Genomic DNA, 13,903 nt, shown 5'->3' with positions numbered 1-13,903 from the left:
CTCATTTGTAAATTGTTTAGATGTTCAACTTCTAAATCTATATCGTCGATATATAATGGATATAAATCCCTTATTAAAGGAACTGCCTTAGATATAATGAGAGACAGACCATCACGTAACGCTTCATCATTTATTTTTCTTTCATCATCATTAAGTTCTAAAAAGTCTTTTTTCGAGCTTTTAATATTTCGTAAATTAAAAAAAGTGACTGCAATCACTCTCCACTCTGCCTTTTGCATGTAGTCATCGTAGTTCATGTACTTGTTGAAGTTTTTATCATCTGTGTTATTTGTATAGTTAAGATAAACCGAATAATGGGTTCGCCCTAAGTTGTCTTTTTTATTTTTATCCGCTTTATAATTATCGCCATTTGTTCTTATTTGAGGCACTGATTTTATTAGCTTATTAACTGCCAAATGTAAAGATGCCATTAGTTCATTCATAAAAATTCCTTAAGTAAAATTTTGAGCTCAGTAATATAGCTTTTAAGTAAAACGTGTAGCCTCTCAAGGGGCTTTAACGGACTATATAACTGATTGAGAAGCTTAAACATAGCTCACTTCTTTGGTGTCGATATTATGTGTTTATTATGTATGTGGCGTACAGCTACGGTCTTTTAAAATACGTTTAGTTGATGCAGGGTGGTCTTTTAATGCTGAAATTGGTCTTATTGGTCGGGTAACAAAATTCCCAACACAATTAGGACATTGATTATTTAAAATTGTTCCACACAATTTGTACAAAAAGTGCATTCAAAAGAACAGATATCCGCTTCTATTGAGTTTGGGGGTAAATCCTTATTGCAACATTCACAGTTAGGTCTTAATTCTAACATTTAAATCTCTATTTTAAGAACATATAGCACTTAGATAATAAGGTAAGTAATGATTGGCTATATGTTGGATTTTACCAACGTTAAGCGGGATGACTCAATTGTGAGTCAATATTTTTGATGTTTCCTTAAAAATATTGATATGTATATTGCTCATTACTTTTAGTGATTGAACAGACGATTTAAGCTTGTTTTTTCATCATCAATTAATAGGAGAAATTTTGAAGAACCTGAAATATAACTTTCAAAATCAAATAACGAAATAGGTTTAATATATCATTTATGCGTAGAGTAAAGCTCTTCGATACTTCGTTGATTTATTTAACCAATAGCTTATTCGTATTTGCTTTAATATGGCATTTTTAATGCCACGCCCATAAACTTTGCTCTCAGAGCTGAAGGTATTTGTAATAGGCGCGCACAAACTATGTAGTGGTCAATAAAATAATTAATGATTTACAGCCCAAAATAATCTTGGAATATAAATAAGATTAGAAATTGTGACACAGTCTGGTTGAAACTAGATGATGCCTCAAAGGTGTCAGAGCAAATTGATGGGGTTTAAGTTCAGGCATATACCAGACTCAGTTACTGAGTCTGGTATATGCTATAAAAAAGCTCGTTATTATATTTTTAAATTAAAGCTGTTGTTTACCTAACAAACATCCAAATACCGGCAGCTATCATAAATAAGTTTTCTGTTAGGGAGATAAACCCTAGTGGTACGTTACTGTCACCGCCTACACACGCACATTTTAGCTCTCGTTTATCTATATAGACTGCTTTTATCACTGAAACAGCCCCAACCCCACCTATAAATAATGAAATAGGGGCAATAACATAGGCTGGTAATCCGGCTATCATTCCAATGCCAACAAATGCTTCTAAAAATGGGTAAACATAAGCGTACCTAACTACTTTCATAGCGACTAAATCATAGGTTATAAATGAATTAGTAAAGCTAAATAAGTCTTGAAGCTTTTGTATTGCTAACACTGCCATTGTTAGGGCTACAAACAGTTCAGCGGTTTGCATTGATAATAAGCTATTATCCGATGCAAAACTAAATGCCACACTAAGCAAAAAACTAACTGAAAAAATCGCAATTACGGGGGTGTAAGTTGTGCCTTGTTGAGCAGCTTGTGGCTTATTAAAGTAATCGCGTAAATCGTCGTAGCCACCAATACGTTTATTATCAATTAATGTTTGAGGTGTAGTTTCTACACTGTGTTGTTTTTTAAATTCATCTGTTTGCTCTCGAGAAGTTAAAAGCTGATCATCAACTGTATATCTCTCTCGCTCTAGTAGGTCTTTTGATTTTAAACCAAACGGACAAATATGCTCATCTGTTGCCATTCTAAAAAGTTGGGCTGATTTACTCATGCTTTACTCCTTATGTTATGTGGTTTATTTATTTATTTGAATTGAAATTTGGAACCGCTCTTAATTGTGCTTGAGCATTGGTTTGTGCAATGCCGTTTTGCTCTATATCTTTTAGGAGCCATTGCATTTCTTTTATTTCTCGCTCTTGGGCTTCAATTATATTTGTAGCTAGCTTTTGAACGCGTTTATCTTTGATTTTTGATCTGTCACTGGTGAGTATGGCAATTGAGTGATGTGGGATCATCGCCGACATCCATGAGCTATCAGCAACAGTCGCTTGTGAGCGAACTAAAAATAAACTTCCCGCAAATACGGCAACACTAGCAATGAGTACTGCTATATTTTTCTTTTTATCTTTATACATATTGAGCATGAAAAGCAGCATTATCACTGCCATCGCGGCTCCCATATAAAGCGCCATATAAGTACGAGTTTCACTAAAATAAACATGACTAAGTTGGTAGGTGTTCAAATACATCAATACAAACATGGTTATTGTGGATGTTGCTATCATTAAACAAAATTTTGAATAGTGTGACATTGTATTGCTCCTTGTAAGTTACCTATTTTGTTTTTACATGTGAGTAATTTTTACACTATTAAACTCACAAATTAGTGTTTTCTGGTATGTAAAATAAGTATTTAATAATTAACTCAAAAAATTATGCCGTTAAGCTAAAATTGCTCGTTAGATTTACTTATGTATCTGTAGGTTTCTTCATTTGAGTTGTTAGTGAGTAGTTCAATATTATATTTGTGAAATATACCCTTCATTTCCATTCCTGGAGTGCCAATAGGCATTCCTGGTACACTTAAACCTGTAATGTGCGGTGCGTGTTGCCCAGATAAAAATTGTTTTATATATTTAGCGGGAACATGACCTTCAAATACAAATCCATCGGCTGAAACGGCTGTATGGCATGAACGCATATTAGGTTTTATTTGATACTGAGATTTAATCGACCCCATATCATTAACGTTAATTACTTTTGTTTGAATATTGTTTTCGCTCAAATGAGCAATCCACTTATTACAACATCCACAATTTTTACTTTTATAAACGGTAAGCTCAATTTTAGGTTTTTCTGAATTATCATAAGTTATTAATGCTTTATGTTGTTTTTCGATACTTATTGTAGAAAATGACATAGTTAACGATAAAAATAACGCTGAGGTAATGTAGATTACTCGCATTGTTAACTCCTTAATTTGACCAATGAATATGAGTGATTTTCCAACCTGTATCGGTGTTTTTTAATGTGATTGATTCCATTCCCATAGACTTAATATCTTTTCCTTTGTACTTTCCTTGAGTTTCACTTCTTGAAACTGAGTAAGCTATGTCTCCATTTGTGTAAACTTGATGCTCTAGTAGTTCACTATTAACTGCACTTAAGAATTTCATATCCGCTATCATATGATGGTTCGCGTATTCATCTGCAGAACGCTCAACACTTCCGCCTTCAAAAATGATGACATCGTCGGCTAGTAATTTACGTGCAGCTTCGCGATTGCCTTGTTTTAGAGATGCATGAAATAGGCTGACTGTCTTTGCAGCTTCGCTATCAACATTGACAAAAGCCCAGCCTTTTTTTGAATGTTCTTCATCGCTATGTGCACTAACAGCAAAAGAACTAACAGCGCTAAAAATTAGTAGCAATAAAATTTTTAAGTTAGAGGATTTAATTAACATACGTTTTCCTTTTTTATTAATCGTTAAACAGGCGGACCAACAAGTGTGGTAAATACACTTGTTGTAATAAGCACAAACAGGGCAATTACTATTTCAACAGTAATCGAACGTTTTAATATACTTATATGGTGTTGTTGAGTGATTTGCGGGACTAAAAAAAGCTTATGCCATGCACCTAGTAACAGCATCGCGCTGACGAGTAACAGCTTTAATAAAATTAGTTGCCCATAATTTGATGTAAACAATGCAGAAAATGACTCTAGGTACTGCAGGAGCAAAGTTAAGCCCGAAATAAGCAGTACAAATACAATAACAATAGCGAGTTGACCAAAGTAATGCATTAACCGCTTTACTTCACTGGTAGGTAGTAAAGTGCAGCTTTTGTAAAGCGGCCACAATGACCCTAACCAGCTCGCAATGGCAATAAGGTGAAAGGTTAAAATACTTTTCACTAACCCATTTTCATTTGCACTGTGCCCAGTAAAAGTGAAGCTATAAGCGATAAACCCAAGCATGATTAGTATAACGGCACCGTTTTTATAACCTGCTACGTTATCATCTGATTCCACATTCCACATACATGCGCTAATTAGAGCAATAATAAGCGCTGGTATTCTAAACGTTGCTTGGTCACCTATGACTGATTGCCAAACAATTTCAAGCATAAAGGGGTCAAACATTCCCATAAAGCCTGATTCAGCCATTGCTCCAGCTTCTATTGGTACTTGTAAAAGTGCAGCAATACTACCTGTAACTACACACGTAATTTGCCAACGTTTTAATAACTGATAAAAGCTAATTAAGTGATGCCCTGCAACATTGCTGTTGCCACACATAAAGCGCATTAATAAAGTGCCCGCAAGCCCTGCAATTGCGATATAGCTTGCTAGTTTTAATAATAGTAAGAGTACTGACCATTCACTTAATTGCATTATGTTGCTACTTAATGATTATGTTTGCTGTGGGTATTAGATTGTTCTTGCATCATCTTATGCGATTCACTTTTGTGTACCATAAATCTAAACGTGTCGGTCATTTTATGTCCATCACCACCGAGTGCTGTCCATTTAACCGTGTAAGTGCCTTGGGCTAGGCTCGGTAATGACCAACTAAAGTCTGTGCTTGGGGTGGAGCTGGGTTTGAAATCAAAGTTTATTGATTTATTTTTTTCATCTTTGATGATGACTTTTGCGAGCCTTACTTCACCACCAAAAGTTAACGAAAGTTGCTCTGGGCTTTTCATTAACATGGCTTCTTGCGCAGGTGTTGATTGCTTGAGTGATATATGCGCTGATGCGGAAAATGTAAGCACTAAACCTAAAATGGCTACTGCAGAATTAAAAAACTTCATAATTACCTCTTATTTAAAATGATTAAAACCAAAATTTAATACCCGCAACAAATGCGGTGTTGTTGCTACTTTGTCCACTTGATGTGGCATAGTCGGCGGTATTGCCAAATTTATTGCTCCATTCAACGCCAATATAGGGCGCAAACTGGCGTGTAAATTCATAACGAACCCTAAAGCCAATCGCGCTGCTTGATAGGCCACTTCCAAGTTCGTTTTGTTTATCGTTTTTGCCATAAAGTGTAATTTCGGCTCGCGGTTGTATAATTAGCTTTTGCGTGAGTAGTAGTTCGTACTCTGCCTCTAACGTAAATGCGGTATTGCCTTGCTCACCTACGTACGCTGTCATATCAAGTTCAAACCAATAAGGGGCTAAACCTTGTAAGCCAAAAGCCAACCATTGCCGATTTTCACCTTCTTTATTGTAATCAAGACGAACACCTGCTTGAGTATCCCAATATGCTGATACGGCGTGACCCCATAAAATATCGGTTTGGTTTTCTTCAATACTTCCTTCGCTGAAATCACCCTCGGTTTTAATTACCAATCGATCAAAGGTAGTGCCGTACCATGCTTGTAAGTCAAACACACCTGCGTTTGCTTGCTCGTTATATTCAAGACGATCGCCTAGTAATGCGTAAAATGGATGCTCATCAGCGAGTGTTAATCGCTCATTGCCCTCAAGCGCATATGGGCCTTCTGTTAAAGTTGTTCCCCCAGAGTAAGCATGAGGGTCTCTTGCATCTTTAGGTGCACTTCCTCCTTGTGGTTGCATCTTAGCGCTATTCATTTGTGCCATTTCACTTTGCGCTAATAAAGGGAAACTAATTAATGAAGCCCCAGTTAACATTAATAAACCTAATGATTTAGATAGTTTTAATTGTTTCATGATACGACTACCTCTCTAAACATACCGGCATCCATATGGAATAATAAATGGCAATGCCAAGCCCAGCGACCTACATCGTGAGGGGTGGTTAAAAAGCTGATTCTTTGTGCGGGTTGAACAGGAATCGTATGACGTCGCACTTGCACATCACCTTGCTCGTTTTCTAAATCACTCCACATACCATGCAAATGCATAGGGTGTGTCATCATGGTATCGTTTTGTAAAATAACTCTTAAACGTTGGTTATGCTTCATATGCACTGGCGTGCTTTTACCAAATTCTAAGCCATCAAATGACCAGCTATAACGCTCCATGTTGCCGGTTAAATGCAGCTCAATTTCAGCTTCTGGCTCTTGCTGGTTAGTGATCCCTTCAAGTGAGTGTAAATCTGCAAGTGTTAAAACACGGCGACCATTTTTACGTAAACCAATACCAGGATCATCAAGATTTGTTCTAGGCATATCAACGCGCATATCAACTGAAGCTCCATACTCCGTTTTTGCATGACGCACTTTAGAGCTGGCAACCGCCAATGGGTTTTCAGACATACCATGTTTGCTATGATCCATCGCCATTGCACCGTGCCCCATAGCGCTATGATCCATTTCTTTAGAGTTCATACCTGACATGCCAGCCATTGCAGAATGCTCACCGCCGTGGGTCATATTGCCCATCATATCGGTCATCGTTAACCATTCAACAGGGTCAAGTGCAGGTACTGGCGCATCAATATTAGGCGAGCTTGATAAAGTTCCTTTTGCGTAACCAGAGCGATCCATACTTTGAGCAAAAATAGTATAGGCATCATTTTTAGGCTCAACAATTACGTCGTAGGTTTCACCAGGGCCGAATCTAAATTCATCAACTGTCACTGGTTCAACGTTTTGCCCATCTGCTTGTACAACCGTTAGTTTTAGCTCGGGGATACGCACGTCAAAAAAGCTATTACTAGAGCCATTAATAAACCTTAATCTAAGCTTTTCACCGACTTTAAATAATCCACGCCAGTTTGCCATTGGAGTACTGCCGTTCATTAAAAAAGTCATTGCTGATGCAGATAAATCAGCTAAGTCTGTAGGATTCATTCGCATCTGATTCCACATTTTTCGGCGCTGTAGAGCATTTGAAATACTGCTGCTTGAAACGTCATCGAAAAACTCTGGAACAGTGGGTTGATTGAAGTTAAATACATCACTCTGTACTTTTAATTTACGGAACAGCGCCATTGGGTCATCATCAGTCCAATCAGATAATTGAATAACATGCTCGTTATCTGCACTAATAATATCGTTTTCTCGCGGCTCAATAATTAAGGCACCGTACATACCTGTCATTTCTTGAAAGCCACTATGTGAGTGATACCAATATGTACCGCTTTGTTGCAGTTTAAATTTATAAACAAAGGTTTCGCCCGGCATAATGCCTTTAAAGCTGATACCTGGTACGCCATCCATTTGATACGGTAAAATAATGCCATGCCAATGAATTGAACTCGGTACTGATAATTTATTTGTTACTCTAATAGTAACGTCATCGCCTTCTTTTAGGCGCAAGGTCGGGGCGGGTATAGATCCATTGATAGTTGTCGCCATACGTACTACGCCAGTAAAGTTAACCGGCGATTCATCTATAACCAGATCAATTACTTTGCCGCTAAGTTCGGGCACAGTGCCTGTTATTGTTCCTGCTACTAAAGATGATGCAGCATGTAATACGCTCGGAAAAGCAGCAAGTACACCTCCTGCAATTAAGCCTTGAACAAATCGTCTTCGTGGTGTGCTAACCTGTTGTGATGACTTTTTAAACCCCATTTCCTTACTCCTTCATAGCAGAATATGTATTGAGTATAGAAAATAGACCTGTCTTTAACATGACGCGAACATTACAAAGTTGTAATCTTGGTGTCATGTTGCTGTAGTGACAGATACTGCATAATATTTGCAGAGGTAGTTGTTAGGACTTTAATGAAGGAATTGTATGCGCTTATTAGTTGTTGAAGATGAAGCAAAAACGGGAGATTATTTAAAACAGGGACTAAGTGAAGCTGGTTTTCAGGTTTCTTTGGCACGCAATGGTCTTGACGGTCATCACCTAGCAATGACCGAATTATTTGATGTAATAATACTTGATGTCATGTTACCTGACGTATCCGGTTGGAAAATTTTACAGTCGCTACGTGAAGCAGATAACAAAACCCCAGTACTATTTTTATCTGCTCGCGATAGCATAGATGATAGAGTAAAGGGGCTCGAACTTGGTGCTGATGACTATTTAATAAAGCCTTTTGCTTTTGCTGAAGTTTTAGCAAGAGTACGCACTCTTATTCGCCGTGGTGCAGTGCAAACAGTTGACGATATACTGATCGTTGCTGATTTAGAAATGGATATTCCAAAGCGAAAAATACAACGTGCAGGCAAGCGTATTTTATTGAGTAATAAAGAGTTTAGCTTACTTGAACTATTGTTACGGCGCGAAGGTGAAGTACTGCCACGTTCGTTAATTGCTTCTCAAGTATGGGATATGAATTTTGATAGTGACACCAATGTGATTGATGTTGCCATTCGTAGGCTAAGAGCAAAAGTTGATGATGACTTTACTGTTAAATTAATTCATACAGTTCGTGGTATGGGCTATAAATTAGAAGTTGAAACTGATGACTATTAAGTCACGACCTTTATCACTTACGATGCGTGTTGTGTTGTTTGTGGCTGTAACCGTTATTGCGTGCTTAACTTTAGTTGCCTCTTTAATAAATAGTTCGATAAAACATCATTTTTTTCAGCAAGATAGCAGTGAACTACATGTTATTAATCAATCTATTGAATTTGTTTTAACACAACAGTATAAATCAAACCTGAAACTTAAAAATGAATTATCTAACGCTGTAGCGGGTCATCACGGTGTTTACTATCAGGTAAATACCGCAAAAGGAGAGCTGATTTTTCAAAGCTCTGAACGAGATTTTAGTGATTTTGCAATGAGTGCAAAGGCTTCAACTGGCTTTAACCGTAACAACATTATCTCATGGCAAAATGATACTCACACCTACCGAGCTCTGGTGAGTAATTTAAGTACTGGGCAACAGCAATACAAGATTACTACAGCGATAGATATGAGCTTTCATTTACACTTTCTCAATCAATTTCAGCAAAGCCTTTGGGCTATTATGTTTGGTTCAGCGGTACTCATTTTATTGGTGGCTTGGTTTGCTATACATCAAGGATTAAACCCTTTACGAGGTTTAAGTCAGAAAATGCATGATATCCAAACTAATAAAATGGATGTAAGGCTTGATGAAAATAAAGTGCCTATTGAGCTTGTTAATATGGTGCAGTCGTTTAACTCAATGCTCGACAGGCTCCAAGGTGAATTTATTCGCTTATCAAATTTTTCTAGTGATATTGCTCATGAACTACGAACTCCACTCACAAATATAATTACTCAAACACAGGTTGGATTATCTAAAAAAAGGCAGTTGGAAGAGTATCAAGAATTATTGTTTTCTAACTTAGAAGAACTTGAGCGATTAACTAAAATGGTTAGTGATATGCTTTGGCTCGCAAAAACTCAAAATGGGCTAATTAAACCCGTTCAAAACACTCTAAAAAGCCATGATGAAATTGAAGCGTTATTTGAGTATTTTGACGCTTTGGCTGAAGACTCATTGATTGCATTTGATAAAAAAGGTGAAAACCTTTGTTTTTATTGTGACAAATTACACTTTCGCCAATTATTATCAAACTTACTATCCAATGCAATTAGGTACGCCCCAAAAGGCTCATCAATCACAGTAAACAGTGAGATGATCACTGCTGAAAAAATATGCATTTCAGTGATTAATACAGGGGAGAGAATACCTTCTGAGCATTTACCTTATTTATTTGACCGCTTTTATCGACCCGATAAGTCGCGCCAACGACACAGCGATGGAGCCGGTTTAGGGCTTGCAATAGTGAAAGCTCTAGCGCAAGCAAACGGTGGCGGTATAGAGGTCAGTTCAAACAATCAAACTACCAGCTTTAAGGTTTATTTAAATTTAGCTAAAAGCTAAATATTAAAATCGATTAACTCAATGTTTGCTTGTTGCTCAAACCAGACCATTTTAATAGCTAAATCAGTTTAATAAACGTAATTACTAATTGAAATATAATGGCAAACACACCCCGCTATAACAAATAAATGCCAAATTGCGTGGCTAAATTGCGTATTTTTAGCACTGTAAAAAAAGGTGCCTAAGCTGTAAAACACACCACCGGCAAGTAACCAATAAAGTGCTTTTACATCAACTATTGAATAAAGCGGATATACAATGGCAAGTGCAAACCAACCCATTAGTAAGTAAGTTGCGAGTGATATTTTTTTATTACCATTTTTTACAAGTACTTTATAGGCAACGCCTGCCAGTGCCACAGTCCAAATAAAGGTAAGCGTTGCCCATGACCAAGTACCGCTTAACGAAATTAATAAAAAGGGGGTGTAGGTGCCTGCTATTAATAGATAAATAGCGCTATGGTCGCACTTTTTATAAAAGGCTCTTAAGCGAGGTTGAATACTGGCATGGTATAGGGTTGATGATAAAAAAAGTATGAATAAGCTACTGCCATAAATAGCAGTACTTATATAAGCTTTAGTGCTGGTGGCTTGATTAAATAAATCCCACATAACAAACACAGCAAAAATAATACCTAGGGCGTGGCTAATTACGTTTAGTTGTTCTTCTTTTTGAGAATAGGGCGCTTGAAGCGACATAAAGGATACCACCACTGTTTGAATGAATTTAAGTGTACAAGTGTGCGCTGAAAGTTTCAATGCTCGATTTAGAGCCTTTATGCATATTTTTATTGTTTTTCATAAAGTTAAAATACTTGTAAAAGGACCTCGTGAGTAATGAGGAAAAATGGTCATTGTACTCTAATTCATAGTACCTAGCTTAAAGTACTCTAGCTCAAAGTATTTATAGCGAAGCCGATAACTTAACTTGGTGTGGTTGATGTTTTACTTTAATTTACTAAATTATTTTTGTTTGTTCTTAGGGCGTGTTGAACTTTGTGCATTGAACCCTTCTGGCAGCGCATGTTTGGTATTTATGCTGCGTTATCGCCTATTTATGGGGAATAACCACACTACATAGACTCTGCCTTGCCTAAAAACCAAACATACTGCTGTAAACTCAACCACCAAAGAACAACACGCCCTTGTGCTAAATTAAAAAGTAATTACTCAGAGCTAAGTAAAATAAAAGTCAGTAAAACATACCGTGCTATATAGGGTAGTGGTTTTATATTTGTTACAGATCAGCTTGTTTTGTTGGTATAGCGTTAACACTTGGGTTTGATGAACAATAATACATTTAACTACTTGATATTTTAATTGAGCCACTGCAAAGTGGCTTTTTTATGTGATCACTTTAAAGTGAAATTTATATTAGGTAAAAATGAAACAAGATATTAAAGCTGCGCTATTAACCGCTGTTATTTATCCGGGAGCAGGGCATTTTTTTCTAAAAAAGAATCTTATAGGTGCTATTTTTTCGGGTGTATTTTCGCTTCTTTTAATTTTAACGCTTAAAGATATATTTGCTATTGCACAATGCACAGCCAATGAGATTGTCTCGGGGAAAATACAGATGTCGGTAACTGCTATTTTAAACGCGGCGCATGAACCCTCTGCCGCTTGTGCTAAATTAGCAGAATATAAGTATGTACCTACTATGGTTGTTGTGTGGGTGTTAAGTATTGTTGATGCGTATCGCTTAGGTAGAAAGTTACCTGCGATTAAAGCCGAAGTTAAATCATAAATAATTTGAAAGCTAAGTTTCAAATCTATTCAGTAATAAAGACTAAAATTTACTCAAAGTTAAGTTAGCACTAATCATATTCCTTCTAAATATTAGTGGTTATTTTTATTAGATAACCATTAATTACCATTTATACATTTAATTATTACTTTTTTTTAACGTGTTTTTGTTTCTAAAATGTGTATAAAAAGCATGAAAACCTACTTAAAATCTTTAATCTCCTCTGAAAAGTTATTTTTTAATTTACTTTTTAAAACATAACGTTTTCATTTGTACCTATTTATTCATTTAATGTTAATAGTGTTCTGATACTTTACACCGGTAAAAAATTGAGACTACACTCCTTTAGTGCTTAGTTTTTATGAATGCTCTAATACATTAGGCAAAATGCCTGATTATTTTATTTAAGGAAAATATTATGAATAATAGTTTAAGTAACCACAAGAAAGGGACCTTTAAGGTTACGAGTTTATCTTTAGCTTTATTATTAGGTTTTTCAAGCCTTGCGAATGCAGCCGTTGAGCCATTAAACGTGAGCGGAAATCAAATATTAGCTAATGGAGAAAGTGTTAGCTTTGCTGGTACTAGTTTATTTTGGAGTAATACCGGTTGGGGTGGCGAAAATTTTTACACAGCAGACACCGTTGCCAAGGCTAAGTCAGAATTTGGTGCAACAATAATTCGTGCTGCAATTGGGCATGGAGCAAGTGCTGGTGGCAGTTTAAATTATGATTGGGATGGGAATATGAACCGTCTTGATACTGTTGTTAATGCTGCTATAGCACAAGACATGTACGTTATTATTGATTTTCATAGCCATGAAGCCCACACAGATCAAGCAACAGCCGTTCGCTTTTTTGAAGAAGTTGCAACTAAATACGGTGAATACGATAACGTTATTTACGAAATTTATAATGAACCACTGCAAATATCTTGGGCTAATGCCATAAAACCATACGCAGAAACCGTCATTGATAAAATTAGAGCAATTGACCCAGATAACTTAATTGTTGTAGGTACGCCAACGTGGTCACAAGATGTTGATGTTGCGTCGCTAGATCCAATTGATCGCGCTAATATTGCATACACTCTTCATTTTTATGCAGGTACACATGGTCAATCTTATAGAGATAAAGCACAAACAGCTTTAGATAACGGAATTGCTTTATTTGCTACCGAATGGGGTACTGTTAATGCTGATGGTAATGGTAGTGTAAATGTAAATGAAACTGATGCATGGATGGCATTTTTTAAGACAAATAATATTAGCCATGCTAACTGGGCTCTTAATGACAAAAATGAAGGCGCTTCTACTTTTACTCCAGGTGGAGGTTGGGACTCATTAACTGCTTCTGGTACAAAAGTTAAAGAGATTATTAAAGGTTGGCAAGGCAGTGGTACCGGTAATGGTAACGTTAATCTAGATAGCGATGGTGATGGCGTAATAGATAACGTTGACCAATGTGATAACACACCATCAGGTACAACTGTTGACAGTATTGGTTGTGCTATAACAGTTGCCGATAGTGACGCTGATGGCATTAATGATAATATTGATCAATGTCCTAATACACCAGCAGGTACAAGTGTAAATAATGTTGGTTGTGCTGTTGAGGTACCTGTTGCTGATAGTGACAATGACGGCGTTAACGATAATATTGATCAGTGCCCTAATACACCAACGGGGACTACTGTTGACGCTAATGGTTGTACGGTTGTAAGTTCTACTGATTGTAATGGTATTAATGCGTACCCTAACTGGGTTAGAAAGGATTATTCAGCAGGTCCTTATACTCATAACAACACAGATGACAAAATACAATATCAAGGCAAAGCTTATAGCGCTAACTGGTACACAAACAGTGTTCCGGGTAGCGATGGTTCATGGACACTTGCCCATAGCTGTAACTAAGTAAATTTTAGTTAAATATTGAAGTAATACAGACTGTGAGAAGATGAAT

General features: G+C 36.8%; 14 protein-coding genes and 1 pseudogene. 4 read left to right on the top strand and 11 right to left on the bottom strand.

What is annotated here, in order from left to right; genetic code table 11:
* The 10 genes and pseudogenes from I6F65_RS03570 to I6F65_RS03525 form a co-directional block, all read right to left on the bottom strand.
* Positions 1–443: hypothetical protein (locus I6F65_RS03570; RefSeq protein ID WP_197111592.1), on the bottom strand; the 443-nt coding region annotated here is incomplete at its 3' end.
* A gap of 144 nt (positions 444–587) precedes the next feature.
* Positions 588–835 (bottom strand): annotated as a pseudogene (locus I6F65_RS22035) (DUF1272 domain-containing protein).
* A gap of 648 nt (positions 836–1,483) precedes the next feature.
* Positions 1,484–2,215 (bottom strand): MauE/DoxX family redox-associated membrane protein, encoded by a 732-nt coding sequence (locus I6F65_RS03560; RefSeq protein ID WP_166110311.1) that lies wholly within the window; start codon positions 2,213–2,215, stop codon positions 1,484–1,486.
* Positions 2,216–2,243: 28 nt separating this feature from the next.
* Positions 2,244–2,756, bottom strand: a complete 513-nt coding sequence (locus I6F65_RS03555; protein ID WP_166110308.1) for a DUF305 domain-containing protein — start codon at positions 2,754–2,756, stop codon at positions 2,244–2,246.
* A 134-nt stretch (positions 2,757–2,890) separates the two neighbouring features.
* Positions 2,891–3,409, bottom strand: a complete 519-nt coding sequence (locus tag I6F65_RS03550) for a DUF411 domain-containing protein (RefSeq protein ID WP_166110305.1) — start codon at positions 3,407–3,409, stop codon at positions 2,891–2,893.
* Positions 3,410–3,419: 10 nt separating this feature from the next.
* Positions 3,420–3,908: a nuclear transport factor 2 family protein gene (locus I6F65_RS03545; protein WP_197111590.1), complete on the bottom strand. Its 489-nt coding sequence runs from the start codon at positions 3,906–3,908 to the stop codon at positions 3,420–3,422.
* Positions 3,909–3,931: 23 nt separating this feature from the next.
* Positions 3,932–4,840, bottom strand: coding sequence for a copper resistance D family protein (locus I6F65_RS03540; RefSeq protein WP_197111588.1), 909 nt, complete (start codon positions 4,838–4,840; stop codon positions 3,932–3,934).
* An 11-nt stretch (positions 4,841–4,851) separates the two neighbouring features.
* The gene (locus I6F65_RS03535; protein ID WP_010554094.1) at positions 4,852–5,259 is read right to left on the bottom strand and encodes a copper resistance CopC family protein; all 408 of its coding nucleotides are present in this window, start codon (positions 5,257–5,259) and stop codon (positions 4,852–4,854) included.
* A 22-nt stretch (positions 5,260–5,281) separates the two neighbouring features.
* Positions 5,282–6,145, bottom strand: coding sequence for a copper resistance protein B (locus I6F65_RS03530; RefSeq protein ID WP_197111587.1), 864 nt, complete (start codon positions 6,143–6,145; stop codon positions 5,282–5,284).
* On the bottom strand, positions 6,142–7,956 hold the full coding sequence (locus I6F65_RS03525; RefSeq protein ID WP_197111585.1) for a copper resistance system multicopper oxidase: 1,815 nt from the start codon (positions 7,954–7,956) through the stop codon (positions 6,142–6,144). Before I6F65_RS03525 ends, I6F65_RS03530 begins: the two co-directional genes overlap by 4 nt.
* A 166-nt stretch (positions 7,957–8,122) precedes the next feature.
* Between I6F65_RS03525 and I6F65_RS03520 the strand changes: the two genes are divergently transcribed.
* Positions 8,123–8,809 (top strand): heavy metal response regulator transcription factor, encoded by a 687-nt coding sequence (locus I6F65_RS03520; protein ID WP_024610726.1) that lies wholly within the window; start codon positions 8,123–8,125, stop codon positions 8,807–8,809.
* Entirely contained in the window at positions 8,799–10,196 is a 1,398-nt protein-coding gene (locus tag I6F65_RS03515; protein WP_024610727.1) for a heavy metal sensor histidine kinase, read from the top strand. Before I6F65_RS03520 ends, I6F65_RS03515 begins: the two co-directional genes overlap by 11 nt.
* Positions 10,197–10,264: 68 nt before the next feature.
* Here I6F65_RS03515 and I6F65_RS03510 read toward each other — a convergent pair whose 3' ends face one another.
* Positions 10,265–10,894 (bottom strand): hemolysin III family protein, encoded by a 630-nt coding sequence (locus tag I6F65_RS03510; protein ID WP_024610728.1) that lies wholly within the window; start codon positions 10,892–10,894, stop codon positions 10,265–10,267.
* Between the two features lie 685 nt (positions 10,895–11,579).
* Here I6F65_RS03510 and I6F65_RS03505 point away from each other — a divergent pair.
* Positions 11,580–11,942, top strand: coding sequence for a hypothetical protein (locus tag I6F65_RS03505; RefSeq protein ID WP_166110293.1), 363 nt, complete (start codon positions 11,580–11,582; stop codon positions 11,940–11,942).
* A gap of 418 nt (positions 11,943–12,360) precedes the next feature.
* Positions 12,361–13,854, top strand: coding sequence for a cellulase family glycosylhydrolase (locus I6F65_RS03500; RefSeq protein ID WP_197111582.1), 1,494 nt, complete (start codon positions 12,361–12,363; stop codon positions 13,852–13,854).
* Positions 13,855–13,903 lie beyond the last annotated feature (49 nt).

Source organism: Pseudoalteromonas sp. SWXJZ94C (assembly GCF_015864385.1).
Taxonomy (GTDB): Bacteria; Pseudomonadota; Gammaproteobacteria; order Enterobacterales; family Alteromonadaceae; genus Pseudoalteromonas.
The sequence above is the reverse complement of the archived record's forward strand: the minus strand, read 5'-3'. Positions and strand labels throughout refer to the sequence as shown.